General features: G+C 62.2%; 24 protein-coding genes. 7 read left to right on the top strand and 17 right to left on the bottom strand.

Features of this window, described 5'->3' with window-relative positions; all coding sequences use genetic code 11:
• Positions 1–16: 16 nt before the first annotated feature.
• Genes IFT76_RS12030 through IFT76_RS12020 form a run of 3 tightly spaced genes read right to left on the bottom strand, consistent with a single transcriptional unit; the run spans position 17 to position 1,694 of the window.
• Positions 17–751 (bottom strand): PilW family protein, encoded by a 735-nt coding sequence (locus IFT76_RS12030; RefSeq protein ID WP_185795213.1) that lies wholly within the window; start codon positions 749–751, stop codon positions 17–19.
• Entirely contained in the window at positions 748–1,224 is a 477-nt protein-coding gene (gene pilV, locus IFT76_RS12025) for a type IV pilus modification protein PilV (RefSeq protein WP_192054759.1), read from the bottom strand. The genes IFT76_RS12030 and pilV overlap by 4 nt, the downstream gene beginning before the upstream one ends.
• Entirely contained in the window at positions 1,221–1,694 is a 474-nt protein-coding gene (locus tag IFT76_RS12020; protein ID WP_185795211.1) for a GspH/FimT family pseudopilin, read from the bottom strand. Before IFT76_RS12020 ends, pilV begins: the two co-directional genes overlap by 4 nt.
• 123 nt (positions 1,695–1,817) lie before the next feature.
• Between IFT76_RS12020 and IFT76_RS12015 the strand changes: the two genes are divergently transcribed.
• A complete protein-coding gene (locus IFT76_RS12015; RefSeq protein WP_185795210.1) occupies positions 1,818–2,342 on the top strand; it encodes a GspH/FimT family protein in 525 nt (174 codons plus the stop codon).
• Here IFT76_RS12015 and ispH read toward each other — a convergent pair.
• The 6 genes from ispH to murJ all read right to left on the bottom strand — a co-directional run bounded on the left by ispH (position 2,339) and on the right by murJ (position 9,698).
• On the bottom strand, positions 2,339–3,286 hold the full coding sequence (ispH, locus tag IFT76_RS12010) for a 4-hydroxy-3-methylbut-2-enyl diphosphate reductase (protein ID WP_185795209.1): 948 nt from the start codon (positions 3,284–3,286) through the stop codon (positions 2,339–2,341). The two genes, IFT76_RS12015 and ispH, sit on opposite strands and share 4 nt — an antisense overlap.
• 16 nt (positions 3,287–3,302) lie before the next feature.
• Complete coding sequence (fkpB, locus tag IFT76_RS12005) at positions 3,303–3,740, bottom strand: FKBP-type peptidyl-prolyl cis-trans isomerase (RefSeq protein ID WP_122475325.1); 438 nt, start codon at positions 3,738–3,740, stop codon at positions 3,303–3,305.
• Positions 3,733–4,254, bottom strand: coding sequence for a signal peptidase II (gene lspA, locus IFT76_RS12000; protein ID WP_122475327.1), 522 nt, complete (start codon positions 4,252–4,254; stop codon positions 3,733–3,735). The genes fkpB and lspA overlap by 8 nt, the downstream gene beginning before the upstream one ends.
• Positions 4,247–7,078 carry an isoleucine--tRNA ligase gene (ileS, locus tag IFT76_RS11995; RefSeq protein WP_192058539.1) on the bottom strand — a complete coding sequence of 944 codons (2,832 nt, stop codon included), beginning with the start codon at positions 7,076–7,078 and terminating at the stop codon, positions 4,247–4,249. The genes lspA and ileS overlap by 8 nt, the downstream gene beginning before the upstream one ends.
• A gap of 15 nt (positions 7,079–7,093) precedes the next feature.
• Positions 7,094–8,029 (bottom strand): bifunctional riboflavin kinase/FAD synthetase, encoded by a 936-nt coding sequence (gene ribF, locus IFT76_RS11990; RefSeq protein WP_122475330.1) that lies wholly within the window; start codon positions 8,027–8,029, stop codon positions 7,094–7,096.
• Between the two features lie 130 nt (positions 8,030–8,159).
• Entirely contained in the window at positions 8,160–9,698 is a 1,539-nt protein-coding gene (murJ, locus tag IFT76_RS11985) for a murein biosynthesis integral membrane protein MurJ (protein WP_192058537.1), read from the bottom strand.
• Between the two features lie 253 nt (positions 9,699–9,951).
• Here murJ and rpsT point away from each other — a divergent pair, with 253 nt between their 5' ends.
• A complete protein-coding gene (gene rpsT / locus IFT76_RS11980) occupies positions 9,952–10,230 on the top strand; it encodes a 30S ribosomal protein S20 (RefSeq protein ID WP_043192805.1) in 279 nt (92 codons plus the stop codon).
• Between the two features lie 488 nt (positions 10,231–10,718).
• On the opposite strand, the gene IFT76_RS11975 is transcribed toward rpsT, so the two are convergent.
• The 5 genes from IFT76_RS11975 to rplU form a co-directional block, all read right to left on the bottom strand.
• Positions 10,719–11,177, bottom strand: coding sequence for a CreA family protein (locus IFT76_RS11975; protein ID WP_122475332.1), 459 nt, complete (start codon positions 11,175–11,177; stop codon positions 10,719–10,721).
• A 19-nt stretch (positions 11,178–11,196) separates the two neighbouring features.
• Entirely contained in the window at positions 11,197–12,315 is a 1,119-nt protein-coding gene (gene proB, locus IFT76_RS11970) for a glutamate 5-kinase (protein WP_122475717.1), read from the bottom strand.
• Positions 12,316–12,508: 193 nt separating this feature from the next.
• Positions 12,509–13,729 carry an Obg family GTPase CgtA gene (gene cgtA / locus IFT76_RS11965; RefSeq protein ID WP_043192803.1) on the bottom strand — a complete coding sequence of 407 codons (1,221 nt, stop codon included), beginning with the start codon at positions 13,727–13,729 and terminating at the stop codon, positions 12,509–12,511.
• A 185-nt stretch (positions 13,730–13,914) separates the two neighbouring features.
• Complete coding sequence (gene rpmA / locus IFT76_RS11960; protein WP_008371588.1) at positions 13,915–14,172, bottom strand: 50S ribosomal protein L27; 258 nt, start codon at positions 14,170–14,172, stop codon at positions 13,915–13,917.
• A gap of 34 nt (positions 14,173–14,206) precedes the next feature.
• The gene (gene rplU / locus IFT76_RS11955) at positions 14,207–14,521 is read right to left on the bottom strand and encodes a 50S ribosomal protein L21 (RefSeq protein ID WP_003176051.1); all 315 of its coding nucleotides are present in this window, start codon (positions 14,519–14,521) and stop codon (positions 14,207–14,209) included.
• Between the two features lie 330 nt (positions 14,522–14,851).
• Between rplU and IFT76_RS11950 the strand changes: the two genes are divergently transcribed.
• From IFT76_RS11950 to IFT76_RS11940, 3 genes are all read left to right on the top strand, one after another.
• The gene (locus tag IFT76_RS11950; RefSeq protein WP_192058535.1) at positions 14,852–15,820 is read left to right on the top strand and encodes a polyprenyl synthetase family protein; all 969 of its coding nucleotides are present in this window, start codon (positions 14,852–14,854) and stop codon (positions 15,818–15,820) included.
• 229 nt (positions 15,821–16,049) lie between these two features.
• A complete protein-coding gene (locus tag IFT76_RS11945) occupies positions 16,050–16,391 on the top strand; it encodes a zinc ribbon domain-containing protein YjdM (protein ID WP_122475337.1) in 342 nt (113 codons plus the stop codon).
• Between the two features lie 142 nt (positions 16,392–16,533).
• Positions 16,534–16,776 carry a PA4570 family protein gene (locus IFT76_RS11940; RefSeq protein ID WP_122475338.1) on the top strand — a complete coding sequence of 81 codons (243 nt, stop codon included), beginning with the start codon at positions 16,534–16,536 and terminating at the stop codon, positions 16,774–16,776.
• 431 nt (positions 16,777–17,207) lie between these two features.
• On the opposite strand, the gene IFT76_RS11935 is transcribed toward IFT76_RS11940, so the two are convergent.
• The 3 genes from IFT76_RS11935 to IFT76_RS11925 form a co-directional block, all read right to left on the bottom strand.
• Positions 17,208–17,825: an FKBP-type peptidyl-prolyl cis-trans isomerase gene (locus IFT76_RS11935; RefSeq protein ID WP_122475340.1), complete on the bottom strand. Its 618-nt coding sequence runs from the start codon at positions 17,823–17,825 to the stop codon at positions 17,208–17,210.
• 141 nt (positions 17,826–17,966) lie between these two features.
• Positions 17,967–18,455: a TIGR00645 family protein gene (locus IFT76_RS11930; RefSeq protein WP_043192796.1), complete on the bottom strand. Its 489-nt coding sequence runs from the start codon at positions 18,453–18,455 to the stop codon at positions 17,967–17,969.
• Between the two features lie 195 nt (positions 18,456–18,650).
• A complete protein-coding gene (locus IFT76_RS11925) occupies positions 18,651–21,092 on the bottom strand; it encodes a Lon protease family protein (RefSeq protein WP_185795204.1) in 2,442 nt (813 codons plus the stop codon).
• Positions 21,093–21,319: 227 nt separating this feature from the next.
• On the opposite strand from IFT76_RS11925, the gene IFT76_RS11920 reads away from it, so the two are divergent.
• Together IFT76_RS11920 and IFT76_RS11915 are read left to right on the top strand one after the other, a co-directional pair.
• Positions 21,320–21,808 (top strand): DUF3015 domain-containing protein, encoded by a 489-nt coding sequence (locus IFT76_RS11920; RefSeq protein WP_043192793.1) that lies wholly within the window; start codon positions 21,320–21,322, stop codon positions 21,806–21,808.
• 69 nt (positions 21,809–21,877) lie between these two features.
• Positions 21,878–23,731 (top strand): Lnb N-terminal periplasmic domain-containing protein, encoded by a 1,854-nt coding sequence (locus tag IFT76_RS11915; RefSeq protein WP_192058534.1) that lies wholly within the window; start codon positions 21,878–21,880, stop codon positions 23,729–23,731.
• Positions 23,732–23,860: the final 129 nt, after the last annotated feature.

The raw sequence follows: 23,860 nt of genomic DNA, 5'->3' as shown, positions 1-23,860 counted from the left end.
ACTCATTGAGTCCTCATCACAGCAGCCGATTGCGTAAGGCAATCACGGTGTTGAAAGTCCGGGTTTGCGCGCGGGTATTGGGTGCAGCCGCCTGGTCGGCGAGCTGCAAACTGATGCGCACACTGCGGATCAAGTCGAAGTTGGTAGGCGTGGCAACGTAGCTGCTGGCATTGATGTTAGCCGCGGATGAGGCCACGCCGAAAGTCACGTCAAAAGCCAGCACGTTGCTGATCAACGGGCTTTGGCTGTTGGCTAAACTACCCGCCAACACTTGATTGTTGGCAAAGGTATAGACGACCCGACGTATCGGAATGACCTGCTGACCAGCCAGTGCGGCAGGCATGGCTGCCGGTAAGTAGGCTGTTGAAAAACTGCGGCAGTCAGTAAGAATGTTCCAGTCGGCATTGGCGCCGTTATTGCCCACGTCGGCAGTGATCAACGTGAGAATCACGCTGTTGTTAGTGCCGCGGGTAATAGTGATCGGCGAGGCGTACGCGGCGGTGAAGTCTTTGGTAAGCGTGCTGTCGAGCGGATTGGCTTGGCAGCCAAAAAACCCTGTCATGCGAATTTCCTGGGCCATCTTGCTCATCAGAAAGCGTCCATCTTCCTGAATGCCCGCCGCAGCGTTCTGGCTCTGGTAAGTATTCTTCGCCGTGAGAAATATCTGGGTGACGCCCAACACGATGACCAGGCCCAGGGTCATGGCGACCATCAGCTCGATCAGGCCAATGCCTCGGGATGAGCGTCTCATTTGATCCCCTTGTCGATGGCCACGCGACTGGTCAGCGTGAAACTCTGCAGGCCATCGCCGACGCTCTGCACATTGGAAACGTTGGCGGCGTTGGTCGCACGCGCGTCACTCCACTGCAGAGTGATAGTAACGACGCGGTTGTTCACGGCGATGCTGCTGCCCGCACTGACTCCGCCGATGGCCTTGGCATTGGCGGCGAAATCGGCAAGATCCTGGGCCCGGACGTCGCTTGCGTTGCCCGCGGGTGCCGCATCGAGGTTGGCCAGCACGTAGTTGGCGTCGGGGTTGGCACGAATGCGGTCCATCATGTCATAGGCAATGAAACTGGCCTGGCTGGTGAGCGCCGAGCTGTCGGTGAACTTCAGGGCGTTGAGCTGCAACGCTGCTGCCCCGAGCAGGCCGATCCCCATGATCAGCAGCGAAACCAGGACCTCGATCAGGCTGACCCCTGCTTGCCCCCTGCGCATGCTCATGGACAGGTGCCCCCCAGTATCACGCGCCCGTTGAGGCACACACCGATGGCCTTGGTGTAGGTACCCTGCGTGTAGGAAAACGCGACTGCCGTGACGGGATTGGCCAGTGCGCCCAAATTGTTGTACTCGATGTTGGCAATGTTGTTGGGTTTCACTACAGCTGACGCAGACATGTCTGCAATCACGCGTAACACCGGGTTGGTCACGACGCCAGCATTGACGACTTGAATATCGAGGCGGCTGGTCCAGTCGTTCGCGACCGAGGGCGTGACACGTATGCTCGCTCCCCGGTTTATCGCCTCGAGGCGCGCATAGTTGAGGGCGCGGTACAAATCTGTCGACTCGGTGTCAGCCTTGGTGTTGTTGATCAGGCCGACAAACGACGGGATTCCTATGGTCACCAGTATGGCCAGCACTGCGATGGTCACCATCAGCTCGACCAGCGTAAACCCCTTGTAACCATGCCGCATTGGACGCCTCCCCCAAGAGCATCGACTATAAACCAGCGCTCGCGCGGTTCGGTGCGCGCACAGGATATACGGTTGTTCTAGAGGGATCAGCGCCTATTGCAGGGAAACCCAGGGAGGGTTGGCATGTACAGTAAAGGAGTTACGTTAGTGGAGCTGGTGGTGGTGCTGGCGGTGGTCGCGATACTGGCTGCGATTGCCATGCCAGCCCTGCATGAGTTTCTGCAGGAGCAGCGGCGAAAAGTGGTGGCGCAGGAACTTGCTTTCACATTGCGCATGGCCCGGTCGGAAGCGATCCTGCGGCAGACGCCTGTGGTGGTAAGGGGGTTCCACCGGGGCTGGGGTTGGGGCTGGGTCACACTGCTGGATATTCGAGGTCTGAGCACCGCCAGAGGTACGCACCTCAATACCCATATCCTCGATGGCAAGGTGCCTGTCATCGGCAATAAATGGGTACGCCACGAGGTGCGCTTCGATAGTTTCGGCGCACCTGCCGGCGTCAAAGGGGAGTCAAATGCCGGGTCTCTGTTTTTTTGCGATCCGAAGCGCGCACGGTTACGTTGGCGCGTCGTGATCGACTGGGTCGGCAGGGTCCGAATCACTGATCTTCCAGATCCGCAGTCTGCCGACTGGTGCGGCAAACCGCGCTAACCGATCGTCTTCACCCGCAATTCCTTGGGCATCGAGAACGTGATGTTCTCCGGCCGACCGATCAACTCGTCGGCACCGGTCGCACCCCAGGCGTGCAGTTGCTCGATGACACCGCGCACCAGCACCTCGGGCGCCGAGGCGCCAGCGGTAATGCCGATACGCTGCACGCCGTCGAACCAGCCTTGCTGCATGTCCTGCGCGCCGTCGATCAGGTACGCCGGGGTGGCCATTCGCTCGGCCAGCTCGCGCAGCCGGTTGGAGTTGGAGCTGTTCGGGCTGCCCACTACCAGTACCACGTCGCACTCGTCGGCCAGGATCTTGACGGCGTCCTGGCGGTTTTGCGTGGCGTAGCAGATGTCGTCCTTGCGCGGCCCGCCAATGGCCGGGAAGCGCGCGCGCAACGCGTCGATGACCCGGCTGGTGTCGTCCATCGACAAGGTCGTCTGGGTCACGAAGGCAAGGTTTTCAGGGTTGATCACATTCAGGTTGGCAACGTCTTTCTCGTCTTCGACGAGGTAGATGGCGCCGCCGTTGCTGGCATCGTACTGCCCCATGGTGCCTTCGACTTCCGGATGCCCGGCGTGGCCGATGAGAATGCACTCGCGGCCGTCGCGGCTGTAGCGAGCCACTTCGATGTGCACCTTGGTGACCAGCGGGCACGTTGCATCGAACACCTTCAGGCCGCGCCCGGCCGCTTCCTGGCGCACGGCCTGGGAAACGCCGTGGGCACTGAAGATGACGATGACGTCGTCAGGCACCTGGTCGAGTTCGTCGACGAAGATGGCGCCACGATTGCGCAGGTCTTCGACCACGAACTTGTTGTGCACCACTTCGTGGCGGACATAGATCGGTGCGCCGAAGACTTCCAGGGCGCGGTTGACGATCTCGATCGCTCGGTCCACACCCGCGCAGAAGCCACGGGGATTGGCGAGTTTGATTTGCATGCTTGCCTCGGTGCCCTTAAAGGGCGGTGACCGAAAGAATTTCCACCTCGAAGGTCAGGGTCTTGCCTGCCAACGGGTGGTTGAAGTCTACCGTCACTTCGTTGTCGTCGAATGCTTTCACCACGCCCGGAAGCTCGGTGTTGGCCGCGTCGTTGAAGATCACCAGCAACCCTTCGGACAGCTCCATGTTCGCGAACTGCGAGGCTGGCATGACTTGCACGTTCTGCGGATTGGGCTGGCCGAAAGCGTTTTCCGGCAGCACCTTCACGGTCCGTCGGTCGCCGGCCTTGAAGCCGAACAAGGCGGCTTCGAAACCCGGCAACAGGTTGCCATCGCCGACCTTGAAGGTCGCTGGCGACTTGTCGAACGTACTGTCGACGGTGTCGCCGTTTTCCAGGTGCAGGGCGAAGTGCAAGGTCACTTCAGTGTTTTCCCTGATGCGCTGCTCAGTCATTCACCGCTTCTCCGGTTTTCTTGCTCTTGAACATATCCAACGCCAGCATGATCGCACCGACGGTGATGGCGCTGTCGGCCAGGTTGAACGCCGGGAACCGCCAGCGATCCTGCCAATGCACCAGAATGAAGTCGACCACATGGCCGAGCACGACACGGTCGAACAGGTTGCCGACCGCGCCGCCCAGCACCAGGGCCAGCGCTATCGCCAGCCAGGTGTCGCTGCGCCCCAGGCGCTTGAGCCAGACCACCAGCACCACGCTGACCACCACGGCGATCAGGGTGAACAGCCAGCGCTGCCAGCCGCCACTGTCGGCCAGGAAGCTGAAGGCGGCGCCGGTGTTGTAGGCCAGGGTCCAGCTGAGCAGGTCGGGAATGACCACGATCTGCTCGTACATCTGCAGGGTGCCGTCGAAATAGAACTTGGTGGCCTGGTCCAGCACCATCACCAACACGCTGAGCCACAGCCACTTCAAGTGGCCGTAGCGACCGAAGGACGCCGACGAATCAGGCATAGTGGCGCACCTCGCCGTCACCGCTGATGTTGTCGACGCAGCGCCCACAGATTTCCGGATGCTCGGGGTCCATGCCCACGTCGTCACGGAAGTGCCAGCAACGCGCGCACTTCACGCCACTCGACTTGACCACTTTGAGCTTCAGTCCGGCGACCTCGGTGACCACCGCATCGGCCGGAGCCTGGGCGAATGGTGCCAAGGTGGCACCCGAGGTGATCAGCACGAAGCGCAGCTCGTTGCCCAGCTTGGCCAGGTCGGTGTTCAGGGCGTCTTCGCTGTACAGGGTCACTTCGGCCTGCAGGTTGCCGCCGATGGCCTTGGCGGCGCGCAGGTTTTCCATTTCCTTGTTGACTGCGGTCTTCACCGCCATCACGCGTTCCCAGTAGGCGCGATCCAGCTCGAAGCCCTCGGGCAACTCGCTCAGGCCCTGGTACCAGGTGTTGAGCATCACCGATTCGTTGCGCTCGCCCGGCAGGTACTGCCACAGCTCGTCGGCGGTGAACGCCAGGATCGGCGCGATCCAACGCACCAGCGCCTCGCTGATGTGGTACAGCGCGGTCTGGCAGGAACGCCGGGCAACGCTGTTGGCGCCGGTGGTGTACTGGCGATCCTTGATGATGTCCAGATAGAAGCCGCCCAGCTCCTGCACGCAGAAGTTGTGCACCTTGGAGTAGACGTTCCAGAAGCGGTATTCGCCGTAGTGCTCTTCCAGCTCGCGTTGCAGCAGCAGCGCCCGGTCAACGGCCCAACGGTCCAGGGCGATCATCTGATCGGCCGGCAGCAGGTCGGTGGCCGGGTTGAAGCCGCTGAGGTTGGAGAGCAGGAAGCGCGCCGTGTTGCGGATGCGACGGTAGGCGTCGGCACTGCGTTGCAGGATGGTGTCCGACACGGCCATTTCGCCCGAATAGTCGGTGGCCGAAACCCACAGCCGCATGATGTCGGCACCCAGGGTGTCGTTGACCTTCTGCGGGGCGATGACGTTGCCCAGCGACTTGGACATCTTGCGGCCGTTTTCGTCCACGGTGAAACCGTGGGTCAGCAGCTCGCGATACGGCGCATGGTTGTCGATGGCGCAGCCGGTCAGCAGCGAAGAGTGGAACCAGCCGCGGTGCTGGTCCGAACCTTCCAGGTACAGGTCGGCACGCGGGCCGCTTTCGTGGCCCATCGGGTGCGAGCCGCGCAGCACGTGCCAGTGGGTGGTGCCCGAGTCGAACCAGACGTCCAGCGTGTCGCTGATCTTGTCGTAGTTGGCGGCGTCATCGCCCAGCAGCTCGGCGGCGTCCATCTTGAACCAGGCTTCGATGCCTTCGACTTCGACGCGCTTGGCCACCTCTTCCATCAGCTCGACGGTACGCGGGTGCAGTTCACCGGTGGCCTTGTCGAGGAAGAACGGAATCGGCACGCCCCAGTTGCGCTGGCGCGAGATGCACCAGTCGGGACGGTTGGCGATCATCGAGTGCAGGCGTGCCTGGCCCCAGGCCGGAACGAATTTGGTTTCCTCGATGGCTTTCACCGCGCGCTCGCGCAGGGTGTCGCCTTCGACAGGTGGCTTGTCCATGCCGACGAACCACTGCGCGGTAGCGCGGTAGATCAGCGGGGTCTTGTGACGCCAGCAGTGCATGTAGCTGTGACTGACCACTTCGGTGTGCATCAACGCACCGACTTCGGTCAGCTTGTCGACGATGTTCGGGTTGGCCTTGAAGATGAACTGGCCGCCGAAGAACGGCAGCGATTCGACATACACGCCATTGCTCTGCACCGGGCCGATGATGTCGTCGTTGGTCAGCCCGTACTGCTTGCAGATGTTGAAGTCGTCCACGCCATAGGCAGGCGAGCAGTGAACCACACCGGTGCCCGCGCCCAGTTCGACGTAGTCGGCCAGGTACACCGGCGACAGGCGGTCATAGAACGGATGTCGGAAGTTGATCAGCTCGAGCTTGGCACCCACGGTAGTGGCGAGCACCGTACCTTGCACGCTGTAGCGCGCCAGGCAGCTCTCGACCAGTTCTTCGGCGAGCACCAGCAGGCGATCACCGACGTCGACCAGGGCGTAGGTGAATTCTGGATGGACGTTGAGCGCCTGGTTGGCCGGGATGGTCCACGGGGTGGTGGTCCAGATCACGATGCTGGCCGGCTTCTCCAGGCCGGGCAGGTCGAAGGCGTCGGCCAGGGCCTGCTGGTCGGCGATCGGGAAAGCGACGTCGATGGTCGGCGACTTCTTGTCGGCGTACTCGACCTCGGCCTCGGCCAGGGCCGAGCCGCAATCGAAGCACCAGTTCACCGGCTTGAGGCCCTTGAACACGAAGCCGTTGCGGACCATTTCGGCCAGGGCACGGATCTCGCCGGCCTCGTTGGGGAAGCTCATGGTCTTGTACGGGTTGGCCCAGTCGCCCAATACGCCCAAACGGATGAACTCGGCCTTCTGCCCTTCGATCTGCTCGCTGGCATAGGCGCGGCACAGTTCGCGGGTCTTGTCGCCGCCCAGATTCTTGCCGTGGGTGACTTCGACCTTGTGCTCGATCGGCAGGCCATGACAGTCCCAGCCCGGCACGTACGGCGCATCGAAGCCGGCCAGGGTCTTGGAACGGGTGATCATGTCCTTGAGGATCTTGTTGACCGCGTGACCGATGTGGATATTGCCGTTGGCATAGGGCGGGCCGTCGTGCAGGACGAACTTGGGACGGTCCTTGCCAATCTCGCGAAGCTTCTGGTACAGGCCAATGCTGTCCCAGCGCTGCAGAGTTTGCGGCTCGCGCTGGGGCAGGCCGGCCTTCATTGGGAAGGCGGTGTCCGGAAGGTTTAGCGTGGCTTTGTAGTCGGTCATTTCAGGCTCTTCAATTTAAGCGGTTGGCTTGGCCCAGTGGGCACGCGCGGCGGCGACATCCGCATCGATCGCCGACTTCAGCGCCTCAAGCGAGGCGAAACGCTGCTCATCACGCAGCTTGTGGTGGAACGCCACCGTTAAATGCCGGCCATAGAGGTCACCGGCAAAGTCCAGCAAATGCACTTCCAGGTGGGCACTGCCATCACCTGCAACGGTTGGCCGCACGCCTATGTTGGCGACTCCTGGCCAGGTCTTGCCGTCGATGTCGACACTGACCAGGTATACCCCGGTGAGCGGCGCGCGACGGCGCTTGAGTTGCACATTGGCAGTGGGCCAGCCCAGTTGGCGGGCCAGCTTCTGCCCATGCAGGACCCTTCCTTCGATGCAGAAGGGCCGGCCGAGCAACTGCCCGGCACGTTCGAAGTCGGCCGCAGCCAGAGCCTTGCGGACCTGGGTGCTGCTGACGCGGACGCCGTCCATTTCGACGGTCTGCGCCGACTCGACGGTAAAGCCCTGGAGGCTGCCGGCCTGGGTCAGGAAATCGAAGTCCCCTGCCCGGTCGCAGCCGAAGCGGAAGTCGTCACCAACCTCCAGATGTTTCACGCCCAGGCCGTCGATCAGGATGGTGTCGACGAACTCCGACGCACTGAGCTGGCTCAGGCGCTTGTTGAAGGCCAGGCACAGCACCAGATCGACCTGTTCCGCAGCCAGCAGCTGCACTTTGTCGCGCAGCCGGGCCAGACGTGCCGGCGCGGTCTGCGGGCTGAAGTATTCGCGCGGCTGGGGCTCGAAGATGACCACACAACTGGGCACGCCCAACTCGCGGGCACGCTCGCGCAGCCGGGCCAGAATAGCCTGGTGGCCACGATGGACACCGTCGAAATTGCCAATGGTGGCGGCGCAGCCCCGATGCTGGGGCCGCAGATTGTGAAGGCCTCGAACCAGCTGCATAACGCGCTTCTTGCTCATAAAGTGGTCGATTATAACCATACCCACGCGTCGACGACAGGCAACAGCGTGCATGGATGTTCGCTAACGCATAAAACCGCTCGCGGCCAAGGGCAGCCAGTGCGCTCGAGGATCACGCCAGCCCGCGGCGAGCGAAGTCCTTGAGGCGGAAGCCCATGGCCAACAACATTCCGAAATACACTAGCACGCCTGTCAACACCAACAGCCCCAGGCGCAGGAAGCGCTCGAGCATCTGCCCGTCGGCCCAGGCCGGCATGTACTGCAGCAGCACCAGCAAGGCAGCGGCCATGGCCAGCACGGCCACGCCCAATTTGCACAGAAAGGCGGTCCAGCCCGGCTGCGGCTGGAACAGGTCCTGCTGACGCAGCTTCCAGTACAGCAACCCGGCGTTCAGGCAGGCGCCCAGGCTGATGGCCAGCGCCAGGCCTGCGTGCTGCAGATGGCTGATGAACATCAGGTTGAAAACCTGTGTCGCCACCAAGGTGAAGATGGCGATCTTCACCGGCGTGCGAATGTTCTGCTGGGCGTAGAACCCGGGCGCCAGCACCTTGATCAGAATGATCCCCAGCAGGCCGATGGAATAGGCGATCAGCGCGCGCTGGGTCATGGCCGCATCCAGCGCGGTGAACTTGCCGTACTGGAACAACGCCACGGTCAAGGGCTCGGCGAGCAACGCCAGGGCCACCGCGCACGGCAGGACCAGCACGAAACACAGGCGCAGCCCCCAGTCGAGGATGCGCGAGTATTCATGACGATCCCTGTTGGCGTAGGTCTTGGCCAGGGTCGGCAGGAGGATCGTGCCCAAGGCTACGCCCAATACCCCCGACGGCAGCTCCATCAGGCGGTCGGCGTAGTACATCCAGGACACCGAGCCGGCCACCAGGAACGAGGCGAACACGGTATTGATGATCAGCGAAATCTGGCTCACCGATACACCGAGGATTGCCGGCAGCATCTGCTTCATCACCCGCAGGGCACCGGTATCGCGCAGGCTCAGGCGTGGCAGCACCAGCAGGCCGAGCTTTTTCAGATGCGGCAGTTGATAGAGCAATTGCGCCAACCCACCCGCCAGCACGGCCCAGCCGAGCGCCATGACCGGCGGATCGAAATAGGGCGTGAGGAACAGGGCAAACAGGATCATCGACACGTTCAGCAGCGTGGGCGTGAAAGCTGGAACCGAGAAGCGGTTGTAGGTGTTGAGGATGGCACCGACGAAGGACGACAGCGAAATCAGCAATATATAAGGAAAGGTCACCCGCAACAGATCGCTGGTGAGCGCGAATTTCTCCGGGGTATCGGCAAAACCCGGAGCGGTTGCCCAGATCACCCACGGCGCAGAGAGGATCCCGGCCACCGTCACCAGCGCCAGTGCGAGGGTCAGCAGGCCGGCGACGTAGGCAATGAAGGTACGCGTGGCCTCCTCGCCCTGCTGGCTCTTGTACTCGGCGAGAATGGGCACGAACGCCTGAGAGAAGGCGCCTTCGGCGAAGATCCGGCGCAGCAGGTTGGGCAGCTTGAAAGCGATGAAGAAGGCATCGGTGGCCATGCCGGCGCCGAAAATGCGCGCAATGATGGTGTCGCGGACGAAGCCCAACACCCGCGAAACCATGGTGATGGAGCTGACCGCGGCCAGGGATTTAAGTAGGTTCATCGAAAGTTTTTCATGCCCGTTGACGAAGAGCAGGCCCATATCCGGCCCAGGTGTGCGATACTCCGCGCCGCATCAGCAGGCAGAGCCAGAACTTCGCGAGTGTACAGGTCGCGGGCCAGAAGTGAATCACTTCGACACCCGACCAACCACTTAGCGGATCGTCTCACGTACCCTTGACAACCAACTCGTTGATGGGCATGATTCGCGGCCTTATTTGTTTGCTATTTCAAAAAGTCTTTCGAGGAGCTCGACGGTGGCCAACTCACCTTCCGCCAAAAAACGTGCAAAACAGGCTGAGAAGCGTCGCAGCCACAACGCCAGCCTGCGTTCCATGGTTCGCACCTACATCAAGAATGTAGTCAAAGCCATCGACGCAAAAGACGCAGAAAAAGCACAAGCTGCTTACGTTCTGGCCGTGCCAGTTATCGACCGTATGGCCGATAAAGGCATCATCCACAAGAACAAGGCTGCTCGCCACAAGGGCCGTCTGAACGGCCACATCAAAGCACTGAACCAGGCTGCTGCTGCCTGATCAGCTGTACGATGTAGAAAAAGCCGACCCCAGGGTCGGCTTTTTTGTGCCCGTGTGAATGTGCCGGTATCGCAGTGCCCTTTTCGCGGCCGATGACCGCTCCTACGGTGGGCTATGCATGTCTTCCGCAGGAGCGGTCCGTGGCCGCGAAGGGTGCAACGCGGCTTACCTGACACACCGCGGCGCCCTTTTCGCGGCCGATGACCGCTCCTACGGTGGGCCATGCATGTCCTCCGTAGGAGCGGTCCGTGGCCGCGAAGGGTGCGACGCGGCTTACCTGACACACCGCGGCGCCCTTTTCGCGGCCGATGACCGCTCCTACGGTGGGCCATGCATGTCTTCCGTAGGAGCGGTCCGTGGCCGCGAAGGGTGCGACGCGGCTTACCTGACACACCGCAGTGCCCTTTTCGCGGCCGATGACCGCTCCTACGGTGGGCCATGCATGTCTTCCGTAGGAGCGGTCATCGGCCGCGAAGGGTGCAACGCGGTTATTCGGTCCAGGGGCGGATGGGGATGGCGGTCACGGCGTTTTGCGGGCTGCCTTCGATCATGCGGTCGCTGTAGACCAGATACACCAGGGCGTTGCGCTTCTTGTCGTGAAAACGGACCACCTGCATGGTCTTGAACACCAGCGAGGTGCGCTCCTTGAACACTTCCTCGCCCTCCTTCAAGTTGCCCGGCAGCTGGATCGGCCCGACCTGGCGGCAGGCGATGGACGCTTCCGCACGGTCTTCCGCCAGGCCCAGGCCACCCTTCACTCCGCCCGTCTTGGCGCGCGACAGATAACAGGTCACCCCTGGCACCTTGGGATCATCGAACGCCTCGACGACGATGCGATCGTTGGGACCAACAACCTTGAACACCGTGGACACCTGGCCGATTTCCTCGGCACTCGCCAGCATCGGCAGGCACAACATGGCAGCCGCGAGGGCTTTGAGCACTTTCATGGAAACGTTCCTGTAGGGATCAAACGAGGATCAGGTTGTCGCGGTGCACCAGCTCGGGCTCGGCCATATAGCCCAGCAAGCGCTCGATAACGTCCGACGACTGACCAATGATTTTCTGGGCTTCCAGCGCACTGTAGTTGGCCAGGCCACGTGCGATCTCGCGACCATCGGGCGCCACGCACACCACCATTTCACCCCGCCGAAAACTTCCCTGGACCACTTTCACACCTACCGGCAGCAGGCTCTTGTGGCCACCGGTCAAGGCTTGCACGGCCCCTTCGTCGAGCACCAGGGTGCCGCGGGTCTGCAAGTGTCCGGCCAGCCATTGCTTGCGCGCGGCGAGCATTTCACGCTCGGGCGACAGCAGCGTACCCAGGCGCTCGCCGGCCTTGAGCCGATCGAGCACGCGCTCGATACGGCCACCGACGATCACCGTATGCGCCCCGGAGCGAGCCGCCAGGCGTGCGGCGCGCAGCTTGGTCTGCATGCCGCCACGCCCCAGCGCGCCGCCGGTACCGCCGGCAACCGCATCCAGCGATGGGTCGTCGGCACGCGCTTCGAAGATCAATTGTGCATCGGGGTTGGTGCGCGGATCGGCATCGAACATGCCATCGCGATCGGTGAGGATCACCAGCAGGTCCGCCTCCACCAGGTTGGCCACCAGGGCCGCCAGGGTGTCGTTGTCGCCGAAGCGGATTTCGTCGGTGACCACGGTATCGTTTTCATTGATGACCGGCACCACGCCCAGCTCGACCAGGGTCCGCAGGGTACTGCGCGCATTGAGGTAGCGCTTGCGATCGGAGAGGTCGTCGTGGGTCAGCAGGATCTGCGCGGTGTGCCGGCCATGCTCGGCAAAGCTAGACTCCCAGGCCTGCACCAGCCCCATCTGGCCGATGGCGGCGGCAGCCTGCAGCTCGTGCATGCCACTGGGGCGCTTGACCCATCCAAGACGACTCATGCCGGCCGCTACAGCCCCCGAAGAGACCAGCACCAGCTCGACCCCGGCATTGTGCAAAGCAACCATCTGCTCGACCCAGACACTCATCGCCGCGCGATCCAGACCCTTGCCGTCCGCGGTCAGCAGCGCACTGCCGATCTTCACGACCCAACGCTGCGCACCCGTCACCTTGCTCCGCATCATCTGCCAACCTTTGCCCGGTAGAAAAACAAAAACGCCGCTCATGGTGAGCGGCGCTTAGTTTAACACTGGAGATCACTGTGGGAGCGGTCATCGGCTGCGAAGAAGACACCGTGGAGTGCCAGGCACACCGCGGTGCGCCCTTCGCGGCCGCGGGCCGCTCCTACAGGAGCGGGACCTGCACCCATACGCACTAGTCGCGGACGTAGATGATTTCCGGGCCGTCTTCGGCGTCTTCTTCTTCCCAATCGTCGTCATCGCCGATGTCGTGGACGCTCTTCACGCCGCTACGGCGCAGTGCGCGCTGATCATCCAGGGCCTGCAGCTGCGCGCGAGCCTCGTCTTCGATGCGCTGGTCGAGCTCGGCCAGCTCATCGGCATAGGCCGGGTCACGGGCCAGGCGATCGGCACGGTCTTCAAGGTAGCGCATGATGTCGCGGCTCAGGCGCTCGGTACCTTCCTTGGCGATGGCCGAGATCACGTAGACCGGACCTTCCCACTCCAGGCGGTCGACGATTTCCTTGACCCGCTCTTCGTGCTCTTCTTCCAGAATCTGGTCGCACTTGTTGAGCACCAGCCAGCGCTCGCGCTCGGCCAGCGACGGACTGAACTTGACCAGTTCGTTGACGATCACTTCGGCGGCATCGGCAGCACTGGTTTCATCCAGCGGCGCCATGTCGACCAGGTGCAACAGCACGCGCGTACGCGCCAGGTGCTTGAGGAAGCGGATACCCAGGCCGGCACCGTGCGAAGCGCCCTCGATCAGACCGGGAATGTCGGCTACCACGAAGCTCTTCCAGCGATCGACACTGACCACACCCAGGTTCGGCACCAATGTGGTGAACGGGTAGTCCGCCACCTTGGGCTTGGCCGCGGAGACCGAGCGGATGAAGGTGCTCTTGCCAGCATTGGGCAGGCCCAGCAAGCCAACATCGGCCAGCACTTTCATTTCCAGCTTGAGGTCACGCTGCTCACCCGGCTTGCCCGGACTGGTCTGGCGCGGCGCGCGGTTGGTACTGGACTTGAAGCGGGTGTTGCCCAGACCGTGCCAGCCGCCGTGTGCGACGAGCAGGCGCTGACCGGCCTTGACCAGGTCACCGATCACTTCCTGGGTGGAAGCATCGATCACCGTGGTACCTACCGGTACGCGCAGCTCCATGTCTTCACCTTTCTTGCCGGTGCAATCGGTGCTGCCACCGTTGGCGCCGCGCTCGGCATCGAAGTGGCGGGTATAGCGATAGTCGACCAAAGTGTTGAGGTTTTCGTCGGCGATCATGTAGATCGAGCCGCCATCGCCACCGTCGCCGCCGTTGGGGCCGCCATTCTCAATGAATTTTTCACGGCGAAAGCTCATGCAGCCGTTGCCACCGTCACCCGCTTTCACGCGGATGGATACTTCATCTACAAACTTCATGAAAAATACGCCTCTCGCCGCAGGGACGAGCTAATGAAACTGAAACGTAAGGCTCTTGCGAAAATGAGCGCGGCAAACCCGTCAATGACTCTCGTACCGACAGCCCATGCAAACCTTTGCAAGAGACTCACTCCAAAAACGAAAAAGCCCCGTCGCAAGACAGGGCTTCTCCAGCGACGTCGCGATTAAGCTGCGACAACGCTCACGTAACGACGACCGAAGGCGCCCTTTACTTCGAACTTGATCACGCCTGCGACTTTCGCGAACAGGGTGTGATCCTTGCCCATGCCAACGCCGTAGCCAGCGTGGAACTGGGTGCCGCGCTGACGCACGATGATGTTGCCTGGGATGATAGCCTGGCCGCCATACATCTTCACGCCAAGGCGTTTGGCTTCTGAGTCGCGACCGTTACGGGTACTACCACCAGCTTTTTTGTGTGCCATGAGTCAATTCTCCTAGTGAGGAATTAGGCTGAAATTAAGCCTGAATACCGGTGATTTTGATCTCGGTGTACCACTGGCGGTGGCCCATGCGCTTCATGTGGTGCTTACGACGACGGAACTTGATGATGCGGACCTTATCGTGACGACCTTGGGAAATCACTTCAGCCACAACGGTAGCGCCGGCAACCACTGGAGCGCCGATGTTCACGTCGTCGCCATTGGCGACCAACAGAACGCGATCAAAGGTAACGGATTCGCCGGTGGCGATTTCCAGTTTCTCGATCTTCAGGTATTCACCTGGGGCGACCTTGTATTGCTTGCCACCGGTAACGATTACTGCGTACGACATGGTATTTCTCCGATAATCCTGCTCACCCAGCTCTTTATAAGTAGAGTGTCGGCTGGCATGGCTGCATGGGTTGGAACGCCCCAAATGCAATTGCGTAAGGCAGGTGCTGCCCAGGAAGTTCAGGGTGCGCGATTGTACGCAAGCGGCGAACCTCTGACAAGAGGCCGCCAGTCGCCTCATCGGCTTGGCGGACCTGGCAGAACGCCTTTCACGGGCCATACCGGGCCGTGCCGGCCCTGCACACGGGCGCGCAGGGCCATGGACGCGCCTTGACACACCCCGACCCGCGTCCTAGCATGCCGCGCAACCCTTCTGGAGCGACTCTCGCTGATGCAACCCCAAGCTTTCTACCGCGCGGTGGCGGACGATTTCAGCGCCGTCGACGGGATCATCAAGCAGCAGCTGACCTCGCGCGTGCCGTTGGTATCGACGATCAGCGACTACATCACCTCCTCTGGGGGCAAGCGCCTGCGGCCGCTGCTGGTGCTCCTCGCCGGCAAAGCATTGGGCCATCAAAGCGACGACCTGCGTCTGCTGGCAGCCACCATCGAGCTGTTACACACCTCGACCCTGCTGCATGACGACGTGGTCGACATGTCCGGCATGCGCCGTGGTCGTTCCACCGCCAATGCCAAGTGGGGCAACGCGCCAAGCGTGCTGGTGGGCGACTTCCTCTATTCGCGCTCGTTCGAAATGATGGTCGAGCTGGGCTCGATGTCGGTGATGAAGATTCTGTCGCACGCCACGCGCATCATTGCCGAGGGCGAAGTGCTGCAGCTGTCCAAGGTGCGGGACGCCAGCACCACCGAAGAAATCTACATGGAAGTGATCCGCGGCAAGACCGCGATGCTCTTCGAGGCGTCGGCACACAGCGCCGCGGCGCTCACCGGTGCCACCCCCGAACAGTGCGAAGCGCTGCGCACGTTCGGTGATCACCTGGGCGTCGCTTTCCAGCTGGTCGACGATCTGCTCGATTATCGCGGCGACGCCGAGACCCTCGGCAAGAACGTGGGCGACGATCTGGCCGAGGGCAAGCCGACATTGCCACTGATCTACACCATGCGTGAAGGCACCGCCGAGCAGGCAGCGCTGGTCCGCCAGGCGATCCAGAAGGGCGGGATCGAGGATCTGGAACGCATCCGCGCTGCGGTCGAGGATTGTGGCGCGCTGGATTACACCGCGCAGCTGGCACGCGATTATGTGGCCAAGGCCATTGCTCAGCTGGAGGCGCTGCCTGCCAGCCAATACCGGGATGCCCTGGTCGAGCTGAGTGAATTTGCGGTGGCGCGCACGCACTGATTCGGTGGTGGGCCATTCGCGGGCAGAGCCCGCTCCCACAAGTGTCCGATTCTACGGTGAGTGAGCGGTGGGCTCTTGCTGGCAGAGCCTGTTCCACCAAAGCCCTGCTCCCAGACAAGAACCATACTCCCCATAAAGGCGCAGCTTGCATGGCAGCTGGCGCTGATGGGCTCTTGCGGCAAAAACCCTATATACTGCGCGCCTTTATTCCCTACCCCCGAGGAATCTCGTGAGCACGCTGCCGCCCTGCCCCAAATGCAACAGCGAATACACCTACGAAGACGGCACTCAGCTGATCTGTCCCGAATGCAGCCATGAGTGGTCGGCCACGAGCGACGAGAGTGCCGACGGCGATGCTTTGACGATCAAGGACTCGGTGGGCAATGCCCTGGCCGACGGCGACACCGTTACCGTGATCAAGGACCTCAAGGTCAAAGGCTCTTCGCTGGTGGTCAAGGTCGGCACCAAGGTCAAGAACATCCGCCTGTGCGATGGCGACCATGACATCGACTGCAAGATCGACGGCATTGGCGCGATGAAGCTCAAGTCCGAGTTCGTGCGCAAGGTCTGAGGCGTCGCCCGACCAGCGGTCCGGGCCGTCGCGAGGCGCCCGGCCTGACTTCCAAGGGTGCAATGCCTGCGGAAGGCAAATAGTCGCTTGCTATTATATGAATAAGAATTATTCTCATTGAATGCCCTCAAGGAGAATTGCCATGACCTATCTGATCGACGCCTGGCTCGACCGCCCACACCCCTACCTGCGCATCCTGCATCGCGAGACGGGTGAAGTCTGTGCGGTGCTTGGCGAGGATGCTCTGGATGAGCTACGCGACCAGGGTGACCTCGACCTGCATGGCCTGAGTTCGAGCGAACCTGGAGTGCTCAAGGAAGTGGTGCGCAACCTGTTTTTGTTCTGCTACGCACGGGCACTGCGGCCAATGGGGGAGTTGCACTGATACACCGCGCTGAAGCCGGACGCGGCTTGCGCCGCTGCTACAGGATTACGGCGTCTGTGGCAGCCGCGCAAAGCCGCGTCGACGGTAGATGCGATGCACCTGTAGCAGCGGCGCGAGCCGCGTCGGCGGTAGATGCGGTGCACCTGTAGCAGCGGCGCAAGCCGCGTCGGCGGTAGATGCGGTGCACCTGTAGCAGCGGCGCAAGCCGCGTCGGCGGTAGATGCGATGCACCTGTAGCAGGCGCGCAAGCCGCGTCGGCGGTAGATGCGGGCACCTGTAGCAGCGGCGCAAGCCGCGTCAGCAGTGCATGCAGGTCCCCTGTAGCAGCGGCGCGAGCCGCGTCGGCGGTGGGCGCGGTGTTTCTGGACGCACGCGGTGAGGCCGGACGCGGCTTGCGCCGCTGCTACAGGAACCGCGTTTCCGCTGGCGGGTTACAGGACTTCGAGCAGCTCGACGTCGAACACCAGCACGCTGTGCGGTGGGATGCTGCCGACGCCCTGGGCGCCGTAGGCCAGTTCGCTCGGTACGTGGACACGCCACTTGCTGCCGGCAGGCATCAGTTGCAGGGCTTCGGTCCAGCCAGCGATCACGCCGTTGACCGGGAATTCGGCCGGCTCGCCACGGTTGTAGGAGCTGTCGAACACGGTGCCATCGGTCAGGGTGCCGTGGTAGTGAACGCGCACGGTGCTGTCACCGGCCGGCTTGCTGCCTTCGCCTGTGCTCAACACTTCGTACTGCAAGCCGCTGGCGGTGGTGGTGATTTCGGCACGCTTGGCATTTTCGGCCAGGTACGCCTTGCCTTCGCCAGCCGCAGCTTCGGCCTTGGCCTGCTGCTCGGCCTGCATGATGTCGCGGATCACCTTGAAGCTGGCGTTCAGCTCTTCTTCGCTCACACGGCTTTCATGGCCACGGAACGCATCGGTCAGGCCGACCAGGATGGCTTCCAGGCTGACGCCAGGTGGTGGGTTGTCGCGCAGTTGGCCGCCCAGTTGACGGCCAATGCCATAGCTGACGCGGGTTTCGTCGGTCGACAATTGTACTTCGGACATAACACTGCTCCGCTGCGGGGCCGCGCCGCAATCTTCATGCGGGGATGAAGGGCGCGCCCGGATAAAAGGGCCAGCAGACTAGCACACTGCAGGCCCGCACTTCAGCAGGCCGGGCCGTGTGCGCCCACGCTACAGGTGCAATCAGTGCTTGGTCAGCTTGTCCAGGTAGCCCATGGCGAACGCCGAAATGACGAAGGTCATGTGGATGATCACGTACCACATGAGGTACTGCGGTTCGATGTTCTTGGCATCCATGAACACACGCAGCAAATGGATGGACGAAATGGCCACGATCGACGCGGCGACTTTCATCTTCAGCGAAGACGAGTCCATCTTGCCCAGCCAGCTGAGCTTCTCGACGCCCTCTTCGATGTCCAGTTGCGACACGAAGTTTTCGTAGCCCGAGATCATCACCATCACCAGAAGGCCGCCAACCAGCGCCATGTCGATGAGCGAAAGCAGCACCAGAATCACTTCCGACTCGGCCATGGCGAAGATGTTGGGCAGGACGTGAAAGATTTCCTGGAAGAATTTCAGCGCCAGCGCCAGCAGACCCAAGGACAGTCCAACGTAGATCGGCGCCAGCAACCAGCGCGAGGCGTACATGGTTTTTTCGATGAAGCGTTCCATTGAGGCTCACAGGGTGGTGGAAATTGGCGACGATTATAGCCACGGCCATGGCAAAGCACGACGTGCGACGGTGTGTCGCAGCCGCTTGCCCCCTGCAGAGGTCATTTTTCCGCAAATCGACGGCGCACCCTGGCCGGGTGACGCCTGCACGATGGCGCAGAGGGGCCGACCCGTGCTGGGTGGCCCCTCGGAGACCTACACCGTTGGCCGGACCTCGACCAATTCTTCCAGCGCGTGCTCTTTCTCGGCTTCCTTGAGGTCTTCCTCGCTGATCATTTCCGCGATGACCCGCAGCCGCTCAACCACGCGGGCATTGATGCTGCCCTCGGGAAACGCGCCGTTCTCGTCGGGTTCACCGGCTGGCTCACCGGCCAGCAGGCTCAATGCCTCGTCCGCCTGGCGCACGGCATAGACATGGAACTTGCCGTCGCGGACTGCCTGCAGGACCTTTTCGTCGAGCATCAAGGTGGCGACGTTGGCCTGCGGAATGATCGCGCCCTGCTCGCCAGTCAGGCCGCGGGCCTCGCACAGGCGGAAGAAACCCTCGATCTTCTCGTTGACCCCGCCCACCGCCTGGACTTCGCCGAACTGGTTGATGGAACCGGTGATCGCGAAGCACTGCTTGAGCGGCATTTTCGAGAGCGCCGAGATCAAGGTGCAGGCCTCGCCCAGCGACGCGCTGTCGCCATCCACGTATCCGTAGGATTGCTCCAGGGCGATGCTGGCGGAAATGGCCAGGGGAAATTCCTGAGCATAGCGACTGCCCAGGTAGCCGGTGAGAATCATCACCCCCTTGGAGTGGATCGGCTGACCCAGGTTGACCTCGCGTTCGATGTCGACGATGCCGCTGCCGCCCGGATACACCGTGGCCGAGATGCGCGCCGGCACGCCGAACGCCGAGTCGCCCACTTCCAGCACCGTCAGGCCGTTGCACTTGCCGACCGCGGCGCCGCTGGTGTCGATCAGGATGATGCCCGCCAGCATGTCATCGAGGATGCGCGCCGAAACCCGGCCGGTGCGCGTGGCCTTGGCCTTGAGCGCACGCTCGATGTGGCCGGCGTCGGTACGTTCTTCGTTGGCCAGGTGGCGGATGAAGTCCGCCTCGCTGACCAGCTGGAACAAGTCGCCGATACGGGCCGACAGCCGCCCCTGGTTTTCTGCCAGCCGCGCACTGTAGGTGGCCAGGCGCGCGACGGCGTCACCGGTCAGCGGTGCCATGCCCTCCTCCGAGGTGCGCGTCTTCAGCAGTTGGGCGAACTGCTCCAGGCTCTCGTCGACCATGGGGATGTCTTCGTCGAAGTCCACCAGGACGCGGAACATCTCCTGGAAGTCGGGATCGTGATCCTGCAACGCGTAGTACAGCTGGCGAGCGCCGATGATGATGACCTTGACCTGGAGCGGAATCATCTGTGGCGTGAGCGTGACAGTGGCCAACCGACCGAACTCGCCCAGTGGCGACTCCATCTTCAGCTTGCGCGATTGCAAGGCGCGCTTGAGCGCGTCCCAGACGAAGGGCTCGCCCAGCATCTTCTCGGCTTCCAGAATCAGGAAGCCACCGTTGGCCCGGTGCAGGGCGCCGGGGCGCAACTGCTTGTAGGTGGTGTAGAGCGCGCCCTGATCGGTGCTGTATTCGATCCGGCCGAACAGGTTGTCGTAGGTCGGGTGTGGCTCGAACACCACCGGCGCGCCACCGCTCTGGTGATGGCCGACCACCAGGCTGGGGCTGTACTGCTCTTCCAGCAGCTTGCGGGCCTGGGCATCGGCCTTGCTGTCATCGACCAACTGCTCGACCACGGTCTTGAGCAAATTGACCTGAATGGCCTGCAGGTAACCGCACACCGCGGCGTTCTCGGCGTATTTTTCCGACAGCGGCGCGAGCAATGGCTGCAGGGCCAGGGTGATGGTTTCTTCGTTGAGGTGACGCAACTGGTTGCTCGACTCGCGTTTCCACTGCGGCAGGCTGGCCAGCTCCTCGTTGAGGCGCTCTTCCAGATTGGAGATATCGGTATGGAAGCGCTCGCGGTCGACTTCGGGCAACTGGGCGAACTCGGCTTCGTCCAGGGCCTTGCCGTCGAGCATCGGGGTGAAGGCGATGTTGCTGCTGTCGCGGTACAACGCGATGTCTTTTTCCAGCGAGAGTTTTTCGATCACATCCAGTGCGCGGTCGTAGCGCTGGTTGAAGGCGCGGTCGATGGCGCTCTTGCGCTGCTGGTAGGACGGATGCTCGAACACCGCCGGAAACGTCGCCAGCAGATTGTCGATGAGCCCCCCGATGTCGCCGATGAAGGCACCTGCACTGCCGGGCGGCAGCTCGAGGGCGCGGGGTTCGCGCGGCTCATCGAAGTTGTTCACATAGACCCAGTCGGCCGGGGTCTGCAGGCGCTTGCCCTCGGCTTTCAGGTAGCGTTTGACGAACGAGAAGCGGCCGGTGCCGGGCTCGCCCATGACGAACACGTTGTAGCCGGGGCGTGGCATGGCGACGCCGAACTGCAAGGCCTCGACTGCGCGTTCCTGGCCCAGGACGCCACGGAAGGGTTCCAGGTCGTTGGTGGTGGTGAAGTTGAACTGTTCAGCGGAAAACGGGCGGGTCAGTGCCTCGGGTGCAAGACGCAGGCTGGCAGCTACGGAATCGGGCATCGGGCATCCTTACTTCGGCGGGGCAGATGCGGTCATTCTGGGCGCTTCTGTGGCGGCGGTGCAAGCTGCAGCGGGGCTGGACGCTCAAGGCTGCAAGTTACTCATTTCGTGCGGAACTGCGACGCTTGCCTAAACTCCAAGTTACGCGGCTGGCCAAATAACCGGCCCGTCCTGGATCCCCAGGCACTTAGACCCTCGGTAAGCACATCAAAAAAGAGAACAACGCTATGAAACGGATTCTGCTGGGTACTCTGTTCGCCGCCGTCTCGATCAATGCCATGGCGCAAGCGCCAGGTGGTCCGGATTGCGGTTGGGGCAACATGTTGTTCGAAGGCCAGCGCGGCACTCCGGCGCACTTCCTGGCTTCCACCACCAACGGCACTTCGGGCAACGCCACCTTCGGCATGACCTCGGGCACCAACGGCTGCTCCACCAACGCTGCACTGACCTATGGCGGTAAATCCTGGATTGCCATGAATGGCATGATGGACGAGCTGTCCGAAGACATGGCCAAGGGCCAAGGCGAAGCACTGACCACCTATGCCGTGGTTCTGGGCGTCGCTCCCGAAGACCGTGCCTACTTCCAGTCGGTTACCCACGAGCACTTCCAGCAGATCTTCAGCAGCGCCGACAGCACCGCTGAAGACGTACACAGCAACACCATCGCGGTCCTGAAAAACGATCCACGTCTGGCCAAATACGCCACCCAGGCTTAAGCTCGACCCGCCCGCTCCTTTCGGAGCGGGCATCCCCCCTTTCCGATTTCGCCGAACTAGTTGCCGACAATGCTCAAACGCCTTGCCTTCCTGGCGCTCTGTGTGTGCGCCCCGCTGCATGCCGCTCCGCACCTCGACGCTCAGCGTCTGCAACAGTTGGCCAACGATCCGTACTGGATTTCCGTCGGCCACTACGAGCGTGGCAAGCTCGGCGGCTGGCGCAGCTATGTCGATGACCGCAAATTCTTCCTGGCCGATGATGGCGCGCACCATCCGGATGCCGAGTTGCAGGCCACGTTGAAGGCCATCTATGCACCCGCAGGCACGGGCGATCGCCATGCACAGTGCGTGTTCCCAGCGCGTACCCGCTGGTTGCGCGAGCAGCTTGGCCTGAGCGACCTGCCGACCGTGGACTGCGCCGAGTTCCGCAAGTGGTTCTCGGACGTGGCCCCCCACAGCGCCGTGCTGATATTCCCGGCGGCGTACCTGAACAGCCCCTCGTCGATGTTCGGGCATACCCTGCTGCGCATCGATCAGGCCGATGTGCAAAGCAACAACACTGCGCTGCTCAGCTATGCGATCAACTTCGGCGCCTATGTCGAAGGCGGTGACAACAGCATTCTCTACGCCTGGAAGGGCCTGGCCGGCGGCTATCCTGGCTTGTTCGCCCTGGTGCCCTACCAGGAAAAGCTTTCCGAATACCGCAGCCTGGAAAACCGCGACCTGTGGGAATACCGGCTCAACCTCACGCCGGAAGAAACCGGGCGCATGGTCGAGCATGTGTGGGAACTCAAGCAGGTGCAGTTCGACTATTTCTTCTTCGATGAAAACTGCTCGTATCGTCTGCTCGAACTGCTTCAGGTGGCCAGGCCAGGCCTGGACCTGACCTCACAATTCCCCCTGACCGCCATTCCCACCGACACGGTGAAGGCGGTGAAGGCTGCCGGGCTGGTCGAGAAGATCGACTATCGCGCATCTCGCGAGCGCGAGTTGCTCGAACGCGCCAAGCCGCTGGACAGCAGCGAGCAGCAATGGGTACAGCGGATCGCTGCCGACACGGCGCAGATCGACAGTGAAGGTTTTCAGGCGCTGGGCAGGGAGCGTCAGGCGCTGATCCAGGATGCCGCGTTTCGTCTCGAGCGCTATCGGGCCACCGGCCAGGAGCGCGATCCGGCGAGGACCCAGCGCAGTTTCCAGTTGCTGCGCGCGATCAACCGCAACCCCCCGCCCCCGCTGGACATCGCCCGGCCGGGCTTGCCCGAGGATGGCCATCAGTCACGCACCTGGAGCGCGGGTGTGGGTACCCGCGGTGATACCGCGTTCGCCGAGTACGGGCTGCGCATGGCGTATCACGACCTCAACGACAACGCCGAGGGCTTTCCGCTGGGCGCGCAGATCGAGATCCTGGGCTTGAAAGTGCGCCAGTACGAGGGCAATGACTGGCAATTGCAGCAGCTTGACCTGGCAACGATCCGTTCGCTGACGCCGCGCAACGAGCTGTTGCAACCCCTCTCCTGGCAGGTCACCGGCGGCCTGGAACGGGTGCTGGGCAAGCATGGCGACGAAAACCTGGTGTCCCATGTGAACGGCGGTGCCGGCGGTACGTGGCAGCTTGGCGAGCACCTGCTGGGCTTTGCCCTTGGCACGGCACGGGTGGAACACAACAACGACTTTGCCCAGTTCGTCACGCCGGCGGCGGGTTTCAACAGCGGTGTGCTGTGGAAGAACGACTTGGGCAATTTCAGCCTGGAGGGCAAGGGTGACTACTTCACCAATGGCGAAGTGCGCCGCAGCCTGAGTCTGAATCAGCAGTGGGAAATTTCTCGCAACCTGGGCCTGCGCCTGAGCGCTCAGCGCGAATTCAGCCACTTGAGCTCGCCGCGCAACGAGGTCATGCTCGAGGTGAAGTGGTACCACTACTGATCGGTCACTGATCGGTCAATGAACGCAGCTGCAACGGCTGCGTTTCTTTTGGCAACAAATGACAGGTATCTGCCATTATTGACACGATGACAGAAAAAGATCAGATTCATTTTCACGCGCTACCTACCC

Source organism: Pseudomonas sp. CFBP 13727, assembly GCF_014841915.1.
GTDB lineage: Bacteria > Pseudomonadota > Gammaproteobacteria > Pseudomonadales > Pseudomonadaceae > Aquipseudomonas > Aquipseudomonas baltica.
The sequence above is the reverse complement of the archived record's forward strand: the minus strand, read 5'-3'. Positions and strand labels throughout refer to the sequence as shown.